Raw genomic sequence first — 17,882 nt, forward strand, 5'->3', positions numbered from 1 at the left:
CGTCCTAGGCGGTGCGAAGAAAGCGGTCGAGCACGCGGACGCCGAAGTGCAGGGCCTCGACGGGGACGCGCTCGTCCACGCCGTGGAAGAGGGCCTGGTAGTCGAAGCCCTCCGGGAGCTTCAGCGGCGCGAACCCGTATCCGGTGATGCCGAGACGCGAGAACTGCTTGGCGTCCGTGCCGCCCGACATGCAGTAGGGCACGACATGTCCCTCGGGTGCGAACTCCTCGACGGCGGCCCGCATCCTCGCGTACGTCACCGAGTCCACCGGCGCCTGGAGGGCCACCTCGCGGTGCTCGAACTCCCACTCCACGTCCGGCCCGGTGAGCCGGTCGAGGGTCGTGCGGAACTCGTCCTCACCGCCGGGCAGATAGCGGCCGTCGACATACCCGACGGCCTCCCCCGGAATCACGTTGATCTTGTAACCGGCGCTCAGCATGGTCGGGTTGGCGCTGCCCCGGACGGTCGGCTCGACGAGCGCGGCGGCCGGGCCGAGCTTCTTCAGCAGGCCGTCCATGTCGTCCATGTCGTCGAGGTCGTCGAGATCGGCGTCGATGCCGTAGACCGCCGCGAGTTCGGTGAGCGCAGCGCGCACCGTCGGCGTGAGCCGCAGCGGCCACGCGTGTGCGCCGATACGCGCGACGGCGGCGGCGAGGCGGGTGACCGCGTTGCTCCGGTTCACCTTGGAGCCGTGGCCCGCCCGGCCGTGGGCGGTGAGCTTGAGCCAGCCGGTGCCACGCTCGCCCGCCGCGATCGGATAGAGCTGTCGGCCGGCGCCGTCGTGGAAGGTGAACGCCCCCGACTCGCTGATGCCTTCGGTGCAGCCCTCGAAGAGCCCGGGGTGCCGGTCGGCGAGGAAGCCGGAGCCGTCCACGGCGCTCGCCTCCTCGTCGGCGGTGAAGGCGATCACGAGGTCGCGCCGGGGTCGCACGCCTTCGCGCGCCCAGTCCCGTACGACCGCGAGGATCATCGCGTCCATGTTCTTCATGTCGACCGCGCCCCGGCCCCAGACCACGCCGTCGCGGATCTCCCCGGAGAACGGATGCACGCTCCAGTCCGCGGCCTGCGCGGGCACCACGTCGAGGTGACCGTGCACGAGGAGGGCGTCGGCGAGGGGGTCGGTGCCCTCGATGCGCGCCACGACGTTCGTACGGCCCTCGGTGCGCTCCAGCAGCGTGGGCTCGAGACCCGCCTCGGCCAGCTTCTGAGCCACGTACTCGGCGGCGGGCCGCTCGCGGCAGTCCCCGCCGCCGCGGTTGGTCGTGTCGATGCGGATGAGGTCGGAGGTGAACCGTACGACCTCTTCGAGTGCCGGTGCTTCAGCCATACTGCTCCTCGACGGCGGCCGAGACGATCGTGGTGACCGCCTTGAAGGTGCGGATCCCCTCGTACATGGTCCCGCTGGTGTACGACACCTTCCGCTCTCCGATGCGCCCCACACCCGGCACGACGGTGGCGGCCATCGCGAGGTGCTCGGCGTCGAACTCGAGCGCCACGGTGAACGGCCCGCCCACGACGGGTTCGTGCGGCACGGCCAGCGAGGCCGCCTCCTTGGCCGCGGCACGGATGTCGGCGGCGGTCCTGGACGGCGTACGGCACACGGCCGCGTAGCGCGAGACATGGTCCTTGACGGCGACCTTGAGCGCCTCGGGCGCGTATCCGAGCGCGTCCTCGCAGGCCACGTCGTCGCCCGTGACGAGGACGACCGGCACCCCGTACTCGGCGACGACGTGGGAGTTGAGCAGTCCTTCGCTGGCCCGCTCGTCGTTCACCCACACGCCGGTGATGGAGTTGGCGAGGTAGGTGTGCGCGAGGACGCCCTCCATGCCGGCGCCCGCGTGGTAGCCGATGAACGCGATGCCGTCCACGTCTCCGTGCTGTACGCCCTCCACCATGGACAACGACTTGTGGCGGCCGGTGAGCATCTCCGCCCGCTCGTCAAGCCGTTCGAGCAGGAGATTGCGCATCGACCAGTGTGCCTCGTTGATGAGCACGTCGTCGGCGCCGCCGTCGAAGAAGCCGAGCACGGCCGCGTTCACGTCGGAGGTGAACATCGACCGGCACCGCTCCCACTGCGGGGTCCCGGGCAGCACATCGGCCGGCCAGGTCACACCCGTGGCGCCCTCCATGTCGGCGCTGATCAGGATCTTCATACCGCGTCACGCTACGCGCTGACGAACCCCCGGGCCAGGACCCGCGTCGCCGGGTGTGGAGGCGGCGTTACTCGTCCGCCCGCGGCCCGGCGTCCCGCTGCCGGTCAGGCCCCACGCCCTGCCAGCAGCCACCTGGACGGCAGTTCGATGCGCGTGCCGTCGGGCCGGTACTCGGTGGTGACGAGGGGCAGCTCGCCGCTCGCGAGAACCGTGAGACCTGCGGCGTCGAGGTAGGCGGGGACCGCGGCGTCCGCCACCTCGCCGGGGGCGATGCCGTGCCGGAAGACGGGTGCGAGCTTGGGCGGCGGTCCTTGGGGGCTCCGCGCCAGGCCCTTCAGCACCACTCCCGCGGCCTCGGCGAGTTCGACGAGGAAGAGCCGGCCGCGGTCGCCCAGCAGGGTCGCGATGCCGTCGACGAGCGGCTGCCGGTCGTCGGGCTCGCACTGGTGGAGCACGCCCCGCATATATATGTTGGCGTCGCCCAGTTCGGCGTGCAGGGTCTCGGCCTCGGTCTTCTCGGCCGCGTCCAGCAGCCGGTACGTGGCCTGGCCCGCGGGGTCGGCACGACGGGCGTGGTCGAGGGCCGCGGCCGACAGATCGGCGCCCACGACGTGCGGGAAACGGTCGGCCAGGAAGCGGGTCTGGGTGCCGTTGCCGCAGCCCAGGTCGACGAGGGGCAGGCCCGGGGCCGTCAACCGCGGCTCGAACAGTGCCAGATGGACGCCCGCGGTCAGTATGGGCTCCGCGTCCCAGAAGACGGCCCCCTGTCCTTCGGGGGCCTCGCGCCAGAAGCCCTCCCAGGCCTCCCGGTACCTACTCGTCACGCTCATGCCCAGCTCCCCGGGGTGCGACCGCAACCCGTCGGACCTGACGGGTCAGATCGGTCTACCGCGCAGGGCGCGCGGCCACAAGCACGTGACGCATTCCGTTACCGCCCGTTCGGTCCGCGTACACCGATCACGGCGGCTCAGCGTCTCGGCAGTGTCAGTTCGAACCACACCGTCTTGCCCGCGCTCGTACGGCTGGCCCCCCATTCCCGGGCCAGTGTGCTGACCACCCGCAGACCCCGCCCGAACTCGTCGGCAGGTCCCGCGCCGCGCAGCGACGGCAGCGTGTGGTCCTCGTCATCGACCTCGCACAGCAGGGTCTCGCCGCGCACCAGACGCAGCTCGACCCGACGGCTGCGGGCATGGCGTACGGCATTGGTGACCAGCTCGCCGACCATCAACTCGGCGTTGTCCGCCAGGCTGTTCAGTCCCCATTCGTGCAGTTGCTCACGCACCGCCGCACGCGCCCGGCCCACCTCGACGGGGTCGAGGGCGAAGCGCCACAGGGCGACGTCCTCGGGGGCGATGCCGCCCAGCCGGGCCATCAGCAGCGCCACGTCGTCCTTGCGTCCGCCCCGGACGTTGAGGGCGCGGATGATGGTGTCGCAGGCGTCGTCCATGGAGGCGGCGGGGTGGGCGGCGGACTCGCAGAGGGTGGCGAGACCCACCCCGATGTCCTCGCCGCGCACCTCGACCAGGCCGTCGGTGCACATCACCAGCCGGTCCCCGGGCGCCACGGGCACGCGTACCGACTCGAACGGCACCCCGCCGACGCCGATGGGCGCACCCGTCGGCAGGTCGAGCAGTTCGCTGCGGCCGTCCTCGGCGCGGACCAGCACCGGGGGTATGTGGCCCGCGTTGGCGATCTCCAGCTCGCTCGTGATCGGGTCGTAGACCGCGTACAGACAGGTCGCGAGGTAGGTGTCGCCGAGCCGCTGGGCGAGGTCGTCGAGGTTGCGCAGCAGCTGGGCGGGCGGCAGGTCGAGCGCCGCCATGGTCTGTACGGCCGTACGCAACTGGCCCATCATCGCGGCGGAGTTCAGGCCGTGACCCATGACGTCGCCGACGACCAGGGCGGTGCGGGAGCCGGGCAGTTTCACCGAGTCGAACCAGTCACCGCCGACCCGTCCCAGCAACGTGCCCGGCAGATAGCGGGTCGCGATGTCGCAGCCGGCCATGCGGGGCGCGATGTGCGGCAGCATGCTGTCCTGGAGGGTCTCGGCGACGCTCTCCTGGTAGGTGTACATGCGCGCGTTGTCGAGCACGAGGCCCGCGCGGGCGGCGAGTTCGGCGCCGGTGACCCGGTCCATGTCGTTGAACTCGACGCGCTCCGGATGCCGCAGCAGGATCATGAAGCCGAGCACCACGTTGCGGGCCTTCAGGGGCACGACCAGCATGGAGCGGTTGTTGATGAGCGGCCGGATGTCGCGCTTCTCGAACTGCGCGGCGATGGCGTGCCCCATCTGCTCGCTGATGCGCGGCACGAGAACGGGCTGCCCGCTGGTCATGCACTGGAAGAACGGCGTGTGCGCCGGGAACGGCATGGCCTCGCCGACCGGTACGACGTCGTCCCAGCGGCCCGGTTCGTCGGTGTGCTCGACGGCGACCCGGTGCCACATCGTGGTGGTGTCGGGCACGCCGTCGGGGAAGCCCTCGCCGGCGACGACCTGTTCGCGCAGATAGGTGCCCGCGACGTCCGTGAAGCGCGGTACGACGGCCTTGCTGACCTCGATGATGGTCTGCGCCAGATCGAGCGAGGTGCCGATGCGTCCGCTGACCTCGTTGAGGAACTCCAGGCGTTCGCGTACGGCGACGTACTCGAGGTCCTCGCCCTCGTCCTGGACGTCCTGCGGCACGCTCTCGCCCGACGCCACCGCCCTGGCGGCCCGCTCGCGACGCGCCTTGCGCTCCGCCCGCCGGGGCACACCCCAGTCGGGAGTGACGGGCACCCGGTCGTTCTGACTGAACTCCAGTACGGGATAACCCAGTTCGAGAACCTGCGAGACGATGCGCGCGCTCTCGCCGACGCTCATGCTGGGCAGGATCTCGGGCAGTTCGCGGGCCAGCTCCTCGGCGCCGGGGAAGTCGGTGTGCAGGGCGAAGCCGGGCGCGATGCGCTCGACGGCGACGCCCTCGGCACCCCGGGCGTCGGGGCGCAGCGCGTCCGCGTCGGCGGCCAGCACCAGCAGCCGCTCGGGGCCCGGGCCCACCAGGGGGTACGCCCACCACAGCACGTCGATGCGGTCACGCTCCGGCACCCGGAGCCGGGCCCGGCCGGCGGCCGGGTAGGAGAGCCATCCGCCGAGGGAGGACTCCAGGTCGGGGCCCAACCCTTCATACGCCGCGTACGCACCGTACGGCGCGATCTCGTCGTCGGGGAGCGCCCCGGAGACGGGGAGCAGGTCGACGGCGGGACGGCCCACCGCGTCCTCCCTCGATGTGCCGAACAGCCGGCGTGCGCCCCTGCTCCAGTGCGAGACCAGGCCCGCACGGTCGACGACGACCACGGCGAGGGGGATACGCCCGGCCGCGGTGGCCCGCTCCACCGCGCCGTGCCCAGCTCCGTGGCCGGAAGGTGCGCCCCACTCGGTGCCACGTTCCATGGCCCAGGCCCTCTCTCCCCACGGCTCCGCAAGATCTGTGCCGCCCTCACCACGGTACGGCGGCGGTCGGTCGCGATGTGTGGCAATACGGGAATTTGAGTCTCCGGGGGCGGCTCCGGCGTACGACACGGTCCGCACGCGCTCCGGTCCCGCCGGGGAGAGCCGTCCGGCGGGTCAGTCCTCGTGTCCCGGTCGGGTCAGTCCTCGTGCCCCAACTGCAAGTCGCGTTCCGTCCTGCCGCCCCCGGCGACCTGGAGCACGGTGGCCACCGGCGGATAGCCCGCCGCGATGACCGTGTACTCCCCCGACGAGAGATCGACGAACCGGAACGTTCCGTCACCGCCCGTGGTGAGCGTGTCGACGACGTTGCCCGCCGCGTCCAGCAGCGTCACCCGCGCGTCCTCGACGGGCCGCCCACCCCCGGCCCGTACCGTGCCCCGCAGCACCGCACCGCCGGCCAGTTCCACGTCCTGCCGGGTCTCACGCGCGGCCTGCACGGTGACGGGGAGCGCGGCCGGACGGAACGCGGGGGCGCTGGCGGCCAGGGTGTACTCCCCGGCCACCAACTCGGTGATGACGTAGCCCCCTTCGCGTCCGCTGCGGGTGGTGGAGACCACCTCGCCGTGGACGTTGGTGAGGGTCACGATGGCCTCGCGCACGGGGGTGCCGTCCGCCGTGAGCACGCTCCCGGCGAGCCTGCCCGCGCCGCCGAGCACGACGTCCAGTTCCACCGGACGCTCGCCGACGGTCACCGACACGGCCTGCGGCTGGTGGCCGCCCGCCGCGGCGATCAGGACGTACGACCCTGATCCGGGCGTGGACAGCGCGTACCGTCCGTCCTCGCCGCTGGCCCCCCGTCCGATCTGCTGCCCCGCGACGTCGATGAGGGTGAGCGCGGCGCGCGGCACGACGGTGCCGTCGGGGTGCTGCACGGTGCCGCAGACGGGCACACCGGCGGCGTACGGCGAACGCGCCTGCGGGACCTGGGCGAGGGAGACGGGCTCGGCGGGGGCGTTGTGGGACACCAGTGGTTTCTCCTTGAGAAAGAAAGCGATGAGCAGGCCCAGGACGAGCACCGGCACGAGGAAGAGGAAGATGCGCGGCATGGCGTCGGCGTAGGCGGCGACATAGCCGTCGCGCAGGTCCGGGGGAAGCGCGTGGACGAGTTGCGGGGTGAGGGACTCGGGGTCGGGAAGCCGGGCGCCCGCGCGCGTGGGAAGGCGTTCCTCCAGCGCGTCGGCGAGCCGATGGGCGAACAGTGTGCCGAACACGGCGGCGCCGACGCTGCCGCCGATCTGCCGGAAGTAGTTGTTGGCGCTGGTCGCGGTGCCCAGGTCGGCGGGGCGCACCGAGTTCTGCACGGCGAGGACCAGGACCGGCATCACCATGCCGATGCCGGCGCCGAGGACGGCCATCCAGATGCTGTACTGGAGCCGGGGCGTGTCCGCTTCGAGCCGGGAGAGCAGCCACATGCCGACGGCGGCCAGGACGCTGCCGAGGATCGGCCACATCCGGTACCGGCCGGTGTGGCTGATGAGCTGCCCGGCGATGATCGAGGCGCCGACGATCCCCGCCATCATGGGCAGCATCAGCAGTCCGGACTCGGTGGCCGAGGCGCCGTCGACCATCTGGAGGAAGGTCGGCAGATAGCTGGCCGCGCCGAACAGCGCGACACCGATGACGAGTCCGACGAGCCCGGTGACGTTGAAGACGGAGTCCCTGAACAGCCGCAGGGGGATGAGGGGTTCGGGCGCGAAGTGCTCGACGACCAGGAAGAGGACGGCCGCGACGCACGCGCCCGCGCCGAGCCCCAGGATGATCCGCGAGTCCCACGCGTACTCGGTGCCGCCCCAACTGGTGAGCAGTACCGCGCAGGTGGACGCCACGGCCAGCAGCAGCGCCCCGAGAACGTCGAGGCGCGCCTTGGTGAGGGGCTTGGGCAGTTTCAGCGCGACGGTGACGACGGCCAGGGTGACCAGGCCGAAGGGCGCGTTGATGTAGAAGCACCACCGCCAGGAGAGGTGGTCCGTGAAATAGCCGCCGAGAAGGGGCCCGGCGACGGAGGCGAGACCGAAGGCGGCGCCGATCAGGCCCATGAAGCGGCCGCGTTCGCGTGGCGGGACGATGTCCGCGATGATCGCCTGGACGCCGATCATGAGTCCGCCGGCGCCGAGGCCCTGGATCGCGCGGAAGGCGATCAGCTGATCCATGGTCCGCGCCCGGCCGGCGAGCACGGAGCCGACGACGAAGACGACGATCGCGAACTGGAAGACGCCCTTGCGGCCGAAGAGATCGCCGCACTTTCCGTAGACGGGCAGTGCGACGGTGGCGGTGAGCAGATACGCGGTGATCGCCCAGGACATCCTGTCCAGACCGTGCAGCTCGCCGACGATCTTCGGGAGCGCGGTGGCCACGATCATCTGCTCGAGGGCGGCGAGCAGCATGGCGAGCATGAGGGCGCAGAAGACCAACCGCACCCGGCGCGGGCCGAGTTGCGCGGGCCCGGGCGCCGGTGGGGCGGGGGTGTCCGAGGGCTCGGCGGCCGGCTCGTCCTTGACCAGAGTGGTCCCGCCCACGTCTCGCTCCCCATCGTCGCGCTCGCCGCACAATTGCCGCTTTCCGCGACAACTACGAGCAAGCGCGACGAGTTACGGCGTACTACCGCAGGACCGGGAGATCCACTCGAAACGGTGAGGGTGGCAACGCGCCCCGGATGATTGCCTCTTGGGCTACTTCTCCATCGCGGCGGCGAGGTTGGCGAGTTCCGCGTCGTAGATCCGGGCGAGGCCCTTGGGCGCGAAGGTCCTCTCGAAGAAGCCGCCGATGCCGCCGGCGCCGTTCCACACGCTGGTGACGACGACGCGGGACTTGCCCTCGCCGGCCGGGGTGACCCGCCAGGTGGTGACCATCGAGGAGTTGCGGTCCTTCTCGACGAGCTCGCCGTCGGTCGGCTCGGTCACCTCGAGGAGGCAGTCGCGGACGCGCTTGCTGGTGGCCTGGAGCTTCCAGTGGACGAGGGTGCCCTCGCCGTCGCCGCCCTCGCGCACCTCGTACTCGCTGAAGTGCTCCGGCAGCACCTTCGCGCGGGCGTCGCTGTAGTCGGCGAGGGCGTCGAACACCTTCTCCGCGTCCGCCGCGATGATCCGCTCCGTCGTGGCTTCGACCTGCGCCATTGCGTTCCTCCAGCACCTGGATTCTCGGGGTTGACGGTCAGCCAACCACCCCGTGGCCCGGCCGCCCAAATCGGGGTGCCCCTCAGCCACCGAAAGGCGAGGTCGCACGATCAAGGGAACATGTGTTCTATTCTGTGGTCAGTGCTACCGAGGAGGCGTCATGCGCTGGGAGAACCTCACAGCGGGCCCCGCCGGGGACCCCGCCCGAGACGCCGCGCTGTTCGGCGCGGACGCGGTGACCACCCGTACCTTCGACACCCCGGAGTTCCGCGGCATCACCTTCCACGAGATCCGGGCCCGCTCGATCGTGAACCGGGTGCCGGGGGCCTCGCGCATGCCGTTCGAGTGGACGGTGAACCCCTATCGAGGCTGCACACACGCGTGCGTGTACTGCTTCGCCCGCAAGACGCACAGCTATCTGGACCTCGACACGGGTCTCGGCTTCGACTCGCAGATCGTGGTCAAGATCAACGCGCCGGACCTGCTGCGCCGCCAGCTCGCCTCACGCCGCTGGCACGGGGAGCACGTCGCGATGGGCACCAATGTCGACTGCTACCAGCGGGCCGAGGGCCGCTACCAGCTCATGCCCGGCATCATCGCGGCCCTGCGCGACCACGCGAACCCCTTCTCGATCCTCACCAAGGGCACGCTGATCCTGCGCGACCTCGACCTCCTCGAGCAGGCCGCCGAGGTCACCGACGTCGGCATCTCCGTGTCCGTCGGCTTCACCGACCACGAGCTGTGGCGCACCGTCGAACCGGGCACCCCGGCCCCGGAGCGCCGCCTGGACGTCGTGCGCACCCTGAGCGAGCACGGCATCGGCTGCGGCGTCCTGATGGCCCCGGTCATCCCCTTCCTGAGCGATCAACCGGCCCAACTCCGCGCCACCGTACGGGCGATCGCCGCCGCCGGGGCCACCTCCGTCACGCCCCTGGTGCTGCATCTGCGGCCCGGCGCCCGGGAGTGGTTCATGGCCTGGCTCGAGCACCATCACCCGTACCTCGTGCGCCGCTACGAGCGCCTGTACGCGGAGGGCGCGTACGCCCCCAAGTGGTACCAGCGCCGGATCACCCGTCAGGTCCACGAACTGGCCCAGGAGTACGGCATCGGCCCCACGCGCGCGGGGATGCCGCGCCGGATACCCGAACCCGAACCCGAGACGCCGCCGACGCCCGAGCCGACGCAGCTCACGCTGCTCTGAGGGCATCCGAGCGCATCCCGCTACCCAATTGGGTCAAGTCTCGACAGAACACGTTCTTCCGGGCGCCGTTTCCGGGACGATGCGGCGAGGGCCGTGACACCCGCGGTCCGACACCCTGCGTCCTGGGAGGCCTCGCTTGAGAAAACGCGCAGCCGTGCTGTGCGGTGCCGCCGTGATGGTGGCCGGGATGCTCACCACCGCACCTGCCGACGCGAGTGCTCCACGCACCGCGCGGACCGCATCCGCCGCGAAGCTCACCTGGAAGAAGTGCGGCACCGCCGACTTTCCGAAACTGCAGTGCACGTCCCTGAAGGTGCCGCTCGACCACGCGCACCCGGGCGGGCGGAAGATCACGCTCGCCCTGTCCCGGGTCCCGCACACCGCGAAGACGTACCAGGGCCCGCTGCTGGTCAACCCCGGCGGCCCCGGCGGCAGCGGTCTCGCGCTCGCCGGATTCGTCGCGTCCTCGCTGCCCAAGGCGGTCGCGGCGCAGTACGACGTGATCGGCTTCGACCCGCGGGGCGTGGGCAGCAGCAAGCCGGCCCTGGACTGCAAGCCGGGGCACTTCAAGCCGGTACGCCCGGACTCCGTGCCCAGCACTCCCGCCCTGGAGAAGGCCAACGTCTCCCGTGCGACGTCCTTCGCCAAGGCGTGCGGCACCAAGTACGCGAGCCTGCTGCCGTACCTCGACACCATCAGCGCCGCACGCGACCTGGACTCGATCCGCCAGTCGCTCGACGCCAAGAAGATCAACTACTTGGGCTACTCGTACGGCACCTACCTCGGCGCCGTCTACGCGAAGCTCTACCCGGACCGGGTACGCCGGCTGGTCCTCGACTCGATCGTCGATCCCACGGGCGTCTGGTACGACGACAACATCGCGCAGGACTACGCCTTCAACGACCGCCATCTGGCGTTCCTGGCGTGGGTCGCCAAGCACAACAAGACGTACAAGCTCGGCACCGACCCGGCCAAGGTCGGGGCCAAGTGGTACGCGATGCGGGCGGCGCTCGCCAAGAAGCCGGCCCAGAAGAAGGTGGGCGCCTCCGAGCTGGAGGACACCTTCATCCCCGGCGGCTACTACAACGGCTACTGGCCCCACCTCGCCGAGGCGTTCGCGGCCTATGTGAACGACAAGAACTCCGACCCGTTGGTGAAGGCGTACGCGAACTTCGGCGCGGTCGACGCCGCGGGAGACAACGGCTACAGCGTCTACACCTCGGTGCAGTGCCGTGACGTGTCCTGGCCGCGCGACTGGAACCAGTGGCGCAAGGACAACTGGGCGGTGTACGAGAAGGCGCCGTTCATGGCCTGGAACAACGCCTGGTACAACGCGCCGTGCGCGTTCTGGCCGACGAGTTCGGCACGTCCGGTGGACCTGTCCAACAACGCGCTGCCGCCGGCGCTGCTCTTCCAGGCGACGAACGACGCGGCCACCCCGTACGAGGGCGGCGTGACCGTCCATCACCTCCTGCGCGGCTCCAGCCTGGTGGTCGAGCAGGGCGGCGGGAACCACGGCATCACGCTGAGCGGGAACGCCTGTCTGGACAAGCACCTGGCGACATATCTCACCAACGGAAAGGTGCCGCACGGCGGCGGCGACATCGACGCGGTGTGCAAGAAGGTGCCCGACCCGGCGCCGTCGAGCACCAAGGCGTTGCCCTCCGCGGCCCGCGGCTCGGCGCTGCACGGGCTGCTCGGCTTCCGCGGCTGAGGCCTCGCGCGAAACGGCCGCGGCCCGTCGGGGGCGTTGTCAGACCCATGGTCCACCATGGACGCATGAGTGAACTGACCCGCGTCCCCGCCCCCGACGGGGTAGCCGCGGCGGCGCGGGGCCGCCGGATCGTCGAGCACCCGCGCGTACGTCCCGGTCGCCGCCGGGATGCCGCGGTGGTGGGCACGTGACCGGCGTCCTGGTCCGGGAGATGACCCTCGACGACTGTCACCACGTCTCCACGATCCGCATCCGCGGCTGGCAGACCGCCTACGCGGGGCTGATACCCCAGTCGTACCTCGACGCGCTCGACCTCGACGCGGACGCCGAGCGGCGCCGCACCCATCTGGTCAAGGGCGACGGCACGATGGTGAACCTGGTCGCCGAGCGGGCCGGTGAAGTCGTCGGCTGGGCCTGCCACGGGCCGTACCGGGACGGTGAAGTCCGCACGCGGGACGCCGAGTTGTACGCGATCTATGTACGCCCCGATGAGGTGGGCAAGGGTGTCGGGCAGGCTCTGCTGCGGGAGTCGACGCGGCGGTGCGCGTCCGCGGGACACCGGCACATGTTCCTGTGGGTGCTGAAGGAGAACGCCCCGGCGCGGCGCTTCTACGAGCGCTCCGGATTCGCCCCGGACGGCGCCGAGGAGCCCTTCGAGGTGCACGGCGTCACGGTGCCCGAGGTGCGGTACGTCCGCGCCCTCGGCGCTCCCCACCGAGGCGGGCGCGGTCCCGCTACTCCCGAGGCGCCCGCGGCCCCGGCAGCCGCTTCAGTGCGCCCGCCGCCGCCTGTGCGAGCGCCGGATGCGCGAGGGCGTCCGTGAGCACCTCCCGCGCCCGGACGTCCCCCAGCGCGCCGAGCCCCTCCACACACGCGAGGGCGACCCGGCGGTACGGGTCGTGCGGCCGCAGCCTCCGCCGGAGCGTGGTGATCAGCGCGGGCACTGCCTCGGGGGCCCGCAACTCCACCAGCAGCCGCACGGGATGGAGCGCGTAGGCGACGCGCAGTTCATTGGTGGCGAGGGCGGCGGCCGCCCGGGCGGTGCGCGGATCGTCGAGCCGGGCCAGGGCGTACGCGGCGGACGCGCAGCGCTGCGGATCGCGGTGGTTGAGCAGCAGGACGAGCGCCTCGAACGCCCGCCGGTCCCCGGCCACACCGAGCCGGAAGGCGACCAGTTCCCGCGCCCACAGCGGCTGTCCCGGCTCGGTGAGCGCGGCGGCCAGCTCCTCCACATCGCCGGTCGCCAGCAGACGCTCGTAGGCCACCGAGGCCCCCGCCTCGTTCCGTAGACGACGCTCCGTGAGTGATCGCAACTCTTCGTCCATGAGGCCGAGCCTAGGCAACCGACTCGGTCTCCGGGGACGTACATCACAAACACGGGGGCTGGCGCGCTCGTTACCCGCGGGTTAAGCTCAATCGAGCGAGTTACCCACTCGCGGATTTGCTTATGACGGCCTGGTGACGCAGCCGTCGTGAGTGCTGGTCGGTTCGGTACCTCAGGTACCTCATCACGGCACGGCTCCGGGACAGAGCCGGTCGGTCCTCACCGTTCCCCGGGCGTGTGCACGCCCCCGGACGGCACCGGGCGTGTGCGCTCGTCAGCCCGGCAACACCCGCACTCCTCGCATCCCTTCGCACCGTGTGCGCCCGCCGGCGCACCCGCGTGCGCTCCTCAGCCGTCACCCTCATTCCTGGAGTCCCGCGATGGCCACTCCCCCGTTTGACCCCTCTCTGTCCCCGCTGAAGACCGTTGCCGTGATCGGCCTCGGCACGATGGGCACCGGCATCGCCGAGGTCCTCGCCCGGGCCGGCCGCGAGGTCGTCGGCATCGACATCAGCGAGGCCGCCGCCGGCCACGCCGTCACCGCCCTGGAGGCCTCGACCGCCCGCGCCGTGCAGCGTGAGCGGCTGACCGAGCAGGAGCGCGGCGACATCCTCGCCCGCTTCCGCACCTTCACCGACCTTCAGGCCGCGGCCGACGCCGACCTGGTCATCGAGGTGACCCCGGAGTCGTACGAGATCAAGCAGCAGGTCCTCCGCGCCCTCGACGGCATCGTGCGTGCGGACACCATCCTCGCCACCGGCACCAACGCCCTCTCGGTCACGCGTCTCGCGGCCGACTCGGCGCACCCCGAGCGCGTCCTCGGGCTGCACTTCTTCAACCCGGCGCCCGCGATGAAGCTGGTCGAGGTCGTCTCGTCCGTGCTGACCGCGCCCACCGCCGTCGCCGCGGTCACCAACCTCGCGCTCGACCTCGGCAAGGAGCCCGTCGCGGTCGGCGACCGCCCCGGCTTCGTCGCCGACGGGCTGCTGTTCGGCTACCTCAACCAGGCCGCCGCGATGTACGAGGCGAAGTACGCCTCCCGCGAGGACATCGACGCCGCGATGAAGCTGGGCTGCGGACTGCCCATGGGCCCGCTCGCCCTGCTCGACCTGATCGGCGTCGACACCGCGCGCACCGTCCTGGAGGCCATGTACGCCGAGTCCCGCGACCGCCTGCACGCCCCCGCGCCGATCCTCAAGCAGCTCAGCGAGGCGGGCCTGACCGGCCGCAAGTCGGGACGCGGCTTCTACTCGTACGACGAGCCCGGCAGCGCCACCGTCGTGCGGGACGCGCTGACGCCGCTCTCCGGAGGACCCGGGGAGCAGGGCCGTACGGTCCGCTCGGTCGGCGTCGCCGGCTCCGGCACCATGGCGTCCGGCATCGCCGAGGTCTTCGCGAAGGCCGGGTACGAGGTCGTCCTCGCCGCCCGCAGCGAGGAGAAGGCGCAGACGGCCAAGGCCCGGATCGGCAAGTCCCTGTCGCGTTCCGTCGACAAGGGCCGGCTCACGGCCGAGGCCGCGGCCGAGACCCTGGACCGGATCACCCCGGCGGGCTCGTACGACGCCTTCGCGGACGTCGATCTCGCCCTGGAGGCCGTCGCCGAGGACCTGGAGATCAAGCAGCAGCTGTTCGCCACGTTCGACAAGGTCTGCAAGCCCGGCGCGATCCTCGCCACCACCACCTCCTCGCTGCCCGTCGTCGCCTGCGCCCGTGCCACCTCGCGCCCGCAGGACGTGATCGGCATGCACTTCTTCAACCCGGCTCCGGCGATGAAGCTGGTCGAGGTGGTCCGCACGGTCCTGACCGGTGACGATGTGCACGCCACGGTCCGCGAGGTCTGCGCCAAGATCCGCAAGCACCCCGTGGACTGCGGCGACCGGGCCGGATTCATCGTGAACGCGCTGCTGTTCCCGTACCTGAACAACGCGATCAAGATGGTGCAGGAGCACTACGCGACGCTCGACGACATCGACGCCGCGATGAAGCTGGGCGGCGGGTACCCGATGGGACCCTTCGAACTCCTGGACGTCGTCGGCCTCGACGTCTCCCTGGCCATCGAGAAGGTCCTGCACCGCGAGTTCCGCGACCCGGGCCTGGCCCCGGCGCCGCTCCTGGAGCACCTGGTGGCCGCGGGCTGCCTCGGCCGCAAGACCGGCCGTGGTTTCCGCGAATATGCCAAGCGCTGACCGTCCCGACGACTGGTTCGCGGACAGCCCCGACTGGGGCGGACTCCTCGATCCGGCCGGCCACCCCCCGCCCACGCCGGGCGGGGGGAATCCCGGACGTGCACGCTCCCCTGCGCAGATGCAGTACGTTCGGGTCATGTCCCAGCCCGCCAGGTCCTCACGTACCGCAGCCACGCCCGACGCGCCGGAAAGTGCCGCGGGCAGTCGTGCTGCCGCCCAGCGGCTCAAGATGCGCCGCGAACTGGCGGCCGCGGCGATGGAACTGTTCGCGACCAAGGGGTACGAGGCGACCACCGTCGACGAGATCGCGGCGGCCGCGGGGGTCGCGCGGCGCACGTTCTTCCGCCACTTCCGCTCCAAGGAAGAGGCGATCTTCCCCGACCACGACGACACCCTGGTCCGGGCGGAGGCGGTGCTCAACGCCGCGCCCGCGCACGAGCATCCGCTCGACACGGTGTGCCGTGGCATCAAGGAAGTCATGAAGATGTACGCGGCCCGGCCCGAGATCTCCGTGTCGCGCTACAAGCTCACCCGCGAGGTCCCGACGCTGCGCGAGGCGGAGATCGCGTCGGTCGCCCGCTACGAGCGGCTCTTCACACGCTATCTGCTCGGCCACTTCGACGAGCACGCGCACGACGACGACGCGAACGACGATCCGCTGCTGGCGGAGGTCGCCGCGTCGGCGGTCGTCACCGCGCACAACCATGTACTGCGGCGGTGGCTGCGGGCGGGCGGTCAGGGCGATGTCGAGGCCCAGCTCGACCACGCCTTCGCCATCGTCCGCAAGACGTTCGGCACCGGGATCGGCGCCGGACGGGAGACCGCGCCGCCCCGGTCGGCGCCGGCGTCCTCGTTCACCGACGGGGACGTGCTGGTGACCGTGGCCCGCGTCGACGCCCCGCTGGATCAGGTGATGCGCACCATCGAGCAGGCGCTCAAGGAACGGTCGTAGGCGCTTCGTCACCACACCGCGGCTGCGCCGCGTGTCCCCACCGCCGGACGGGCTCGATTTGAGTGCGTCCGGCGTTTTTGCGCCCTGCTCTGATCGATCATCGCTCACGTGTTACGTAAAGATTTCATCTGAGCGCAATTTCTGGCACTCCGTGCCTTGCCAGGTGACACGGCGTGCCATACGTTGAATATGTCCGGGCGGCCGGCGTGCAGAGACCTTTCGTACGCCGGCTGTCCCCGCAAGCCAATGGCGAGCGCGCCCGGACGCCTGCGTCACAGGCACCCTCCTGCGCCACAAAGCGCTGCCACAGCACCACCTCCGCCGAACCGACGGCACCCCTCACACCAGCAGCAGCACCGACGTAACCCTCAGCGTCTCCCCTCAAGACGCCACTTCGCCGGAGGCAACACCGTGAAGGAAATCCTGGACGCGATTCAGTCCCAGACGGCCACGTCTGCCGACTTCGCCGCACTGCCGCTCCCCGACTCGTACCGCGCGATCACCGTGCACAAGGACGAGACGGAGATGTTCGCCGGGCTCAGCACCCGCGACAAGGACCCCCGCAAGTCGATCCACCTGGACGACGTGCCGGTGCCGGAGCTCGGCCCCGGCGAGGCCCTGGTGGCCGTCATGGCGTCCTCCGTGAACTACAACTCGGTCTGGACGTCGATCTTCGAGCCGGTGTCGACCTTCAACTTCCTGGAGCGCTACGGGCGGCTCAGCGATCTCAGCAAGCGCCACGACCTGCCGTACCACATCATCGGTTCTGACCTCGCGGGCGTCGTCCTGCGCACCGGCCCGGGAGTCAACTCCTGGAAGCCCGGCGACGAGGTCGTCGCGCACTGTCTCTCGGTCGAGCTGGAGTCGTCCGACGGCCACAACGACACGATGCTCGACCCCGAGCAGCGCATCTGGGGCTTCGAGACCAACTTCGGCGGGCTCGCCGAGATCGCGCTCGTCAAGTCCAACCAGCTGATGCCGAAGCCGGACCACCTCAGCTGGGAGGAGGCCGCCGCTCCGGGCCTGGTGAACTCGACCGCGTACCGGCAGCTCGTCTCCCGCAACGGCGCCGGCATGAAGCAGGGCGACAACGTCCTCATCTGGGGCGCGAGCGGTGGACTGGGCTCGTACGCCACGCAGTTCGCGCTCGCCGGCGGCGCCAACCCGATCTGCGTCGTCTCCAGCGAGCAGAAGGCGGACATCTGCCGCTCGATGGGCGCCGAGGCGATCATCGACCGCAACGCCGAGGGCTACAAGTTCTGGAAGGACGAGACCACCCAGGACCCGAAGGAGTGGAAGCGCTTCGGCAAGCGCATCCGCGAGTTCACCGGCGGCGAGGACATCGACATCGTCTTCGAGCACCCCGGCCGCGAGACCTTCGGCGCCTCGGTCTACGTCACCCGCAAGGGCGGCACCATCACCACCTGCGCCTCGACCTCGGGCTACATGCACGAGTACGACAACCGCTACCTGTGGATGTCGCTGAAGCGGATCATCGGCTCGCACTTCGCGAACTACCGCGAGGCCTGGGAGGCCAACCGCCTCGTCGCCAAGGGCAAGATCCACCCCACGCTCTCCAAGGTCTACTCCCTGGAGGACACCGGGCAGGCCGCCTACGACGTGCACCGCAACCTCCACCAGGGCAAGGTCGGCGTGCTCGCCCTCGCGCCCCGCGAGGGCCTGGGCGTGCGCGACGAGGAGAAGCGCGCGCAGCACATCGACGCCATCAACCGCTTCCGGAACATCTGA

At 70.9% G+C, this 17,882-nt stretch carries 14 protein-coding genes; 7 read left to right on the forward strand and 7 right to left on the reverse strand.

Annotated features, from left to right (window positions below):
• Positions 1-4: 4 nt before the first annotated feature.
• From SAVERM_RS10010 to SAVERM_RS10035, 6 genes are all read right to left on the reverse strand, one after another.
• Complete coding sequence (locus SAVERM_RS10010; protein ID WP_010983338.1) at positions 5-1,327, reverse strand: M20/M25/M40 family metallo-hydrolase; 1,323 nt, start codon at positions 1,325-1,327, stop codon at positions 5-7.
• Positions 1,320-2,153, reverse strand: coding sequence for a M55 family metallopeptidase (locus SAVERM_RS10015; RefSeq protein ID WP_010983339.1), 834 nt, complete (start codon positions 2,151-2,153; stop codon positions 1,320-1,322). Before SAVERM_RS10015 ends, SAVERM_RS10010 begins: the two co-directional genes overlap by 8 nt.
• Positions 2,154-2,257: 104 nt before the next feature.
• On the reverse strand, positions 2,258-2,983 hold the full coding sequence (locus SAVERM_RS10020) for a class I SAM-dependent methyltransferase (protein WP_010983340.1): 726 nt from the start codon (positions 2,981-2,983) through the stop codon (positions 2,258-2,260).
• Between the two features lie 137 nt (positions 2,984-3,120).
• Positions 3,121-5,583 (reverse strand): ATP-binding SpoIIE family protein phosphatase, encoded by a 2,463-nt coding sequence (locus tag SAVERM_RS10025; protein WP_010983341.1) that lies wholly within the window; start codon positions 5,581-5,583, stop codon positions 3,121-3,123.
• Positions 5,584-5,780: 197 nt separating this feature from the next.
• On the reverse strand, positions 5,781-8,159 hold the full coding sequence (locus SAVERM_RS10030; protein ID WP_010983342.1) for an MFS transporter: 2,379 nt from the start codon (positions 8,157-8,159) through the stop codon (positions 5,781-5,783).
• 153 nt (positions 8,160-8,312) lie between these two features.
• Positions 8,313-8,756, reverse strand: a complete 444-nt coding sequence (locus SAVERM_RS10035; RefSeq protein WP_010983343.1) for an SRPBCC family protein — start codon at positions 8,754-8,756, stop codon at positions 8,313-8,315.
• Between the two features lie 160 nt (positions 8,757-8,916).
• Between SAVERM_RS10035 and SAVERM_RS10040 the strand changes: the two genes are divergently transcribed.
• The 4 genes from SAVERM_RS10040 (at position 8,917) to SAVERM_RS10050 (ending at position 12,494) form a co-directional block, all read left to right on the forward strand.
• Positions 8,917-9,957: an Rv2578c family radical SAM protein gene (locus SAVERM_RS10040; protein WP_010983344.1), complete on the forward strand. Its 1,041-nt coding sequence runs from the start codon at positions 8,917-8,919 to the stop codon at positions 9,955-9,957.
• A 136-nt stretch (positions 9,958-10,093) separates the two neighbouring features.
• Positions 10,094-11,671, forward strand: a complete 1,578-nt coding sequence (locus SAVERM_RS10045; RefSeq protein WP_010983345.1) for an alpha/beta hydrolase — start codon at positions 10,094-10,096, stop codon at positions 11,669-11,671.
• Positions 11,672-11,736: 65 nt separating this feature from the next.
• On the forward strand, positions 11,737-11,862 hold the full coding sequence (locus tag SAVERM_RS45300; RefSeq protein WP_255253725.1) for a hypothetical protein: 126 nt from the start codon (positions 11,737-11,739) through the stop codon (positions 11,860-11,862).
• On the forward strand, positions 11,859-12,494 hold the full coding sequence (locus tag SAVERM_RS10050) for a GNAT family N-acetyltransferase (RefSeq protein WP_010983346.1): 636 nt from the start codon (positions 11,859-11,861) through the stop codon (positions 12,492-12,494). Before SAVERM_RS45300 ends, SAVERM_RS10050 begins: the two co-directional genes overlap by 4 nt.
• Here SAVERM_RS10050 and SAVERM_RS10055 read toward each other — a convergent pair.
• A complete protein-coding gene (locus tag SAVERM_RS10055) occupies positions 12,406-12,996 on the reverse strand; it encodes an adenylosuccinate lyase (protein ID WP_037647346.1) in 591 nt (196 codons plus the stop codon). The two genes, SAVERM_RS10050 and SAVERM_RS10055, sit on opposite strands and share 89 nt — an antisense overlap.
• Positions 12,997-13,375: 379 nt before the next feature.
• Between SAVERM_RS10055 and SAVERM_RS10060 the strand changes: the two genes are divergently transcribed.
• The 3 genes from SAVERM_RS10060 to ccrA all read left to right on the forward strand — a co-directional run bounded on the left by SAVERM_RS10060 (position 13,376) and on the right by ccrA (position 17,882).
• Positions 13,376-15,181 carry a 3-hydroxyacyl-CoA dehydrogenase family protein gene (locus SAVERM_RS10060; RefSeq protein WP_010983348.1) on the forward strand — a complete coding sequence of 602 codons (1,806 nt, stop codon included), beginning with the start codon at positions 13,376-13,378 and terminating at the stop codon, positions 15,179-15,181.
• Between the two features lie 136 nt (positions 15,182-15,317).
• Positions 15,318-16,133: a TetR family transcriptional regulator gene (locus SAVERM_RS10065; protein WP_010983349.1), complete on the forward strand. Its 816-nt coding sequence runs from the start codon at positions 15,318-15,320 to the stop codon at positions 16,131-16,133.
• Between the two features lie 411 nt (positions 16,134-16,544).
• A complete protein-coding gene (ccrA, locus tag SAVERM_RS10070; RefSeq protein WP_010983350.1) occupies positions 16,545-17,882 on the forward strand; it encodes a crotonyl-CoA carboxylase/reductase in 1,338 nt (445 codons plus the stop codon).

The organism is Streptomyces avermitilis MA-4680 = NBRC 14893 (genome assembly GCF_000009765.2).
GTDB lineage: Bacteria > Actinomycetota > Actinomycetes > Streptomycetales > Streptomycetaceae > Streptomyces > Streptomyces avermitilis.

What these genes read in the sequence shown, in the direction of transcription:
- SAVERM_RS10040 (WP_010983344.1), top strand. Translation starts at nt 8,917, where the DNA reads ATGCGCTGGGAGAACCTCACAGCGGGCCCCGCCGGGGACCCCGCCCGA.
- SAVERM_RS45300 (WP_255253725.1), top strand. Translation starts at nt 11,737, where the DNA reads ATGAGTGAACTGACCCGCGTCCCCGCCCCCGACGGGGTAGCCGCGGCG.
- SAVERM_RS10055 (WP_037647346.1), bottom strand. Translation starts at nt 12,996, where the DNA reads ATGGACGAAGAGTTGCGATCACTCACGGAGCGTCGTCTACGGAACGAG.
- SAVERM_RS10020 (WP_010983340.1), bottom strand. Translation starts at nt 2,983, where the DNA reads ATGAGCGTGACGAGTAGGTACCGGGAGGCCTGGGAGGGCTTCTGGCGC.
- SAVERM_RS10010 (WP_010983338.1), bottom strand. Translation starts at nt 1,327, where the DNA reads ATGGCTGAAGCACCGGCACTCGAAGAGGTCGTACGGTTCACCTCCGAC.
- SAVERM_RS10065 (WP_010983349.1), top strand. Translation starts at nt 15,318, where the DNA reads ATGTCCCAGCCCGCCAGGTCCTCACGTACCGCAGCCACGCCCGACGCG.
- SAVERM_RS10025 (WP_010983341.1), bottom strand. Translation starts at nt 5,583, where the DNA reads ATGGAACGTGGCACCGAGTGGGGCGCACCTTCCGGCCACGGAGCTGGG.
- SAVERM_RS10015 (WP_010983339.1), bottom strand. Translation starts at nt 2,153, where the DNA reads ATGAAGATCCTGATCAGCGCCGACATGGAGGGCGCCACGGGTGTGACC.
- SAVERM_RS10035 (WP_010983343.1), bottom strand. Translation starts at nt 8,756, where the DNA reads ATGGCGCAGGTCGAAGCCACGACGGAGCGGATCATCGCGGCGGACGCG.
- SAVERM_RS10060 (WP_010983348.1), top strand. Translation starts at nt 13,376, where the DNA reads ATGGCCACTCCCCCGTTTGACCCCTCTCTGTCCCCGCTGAAGACCGTT.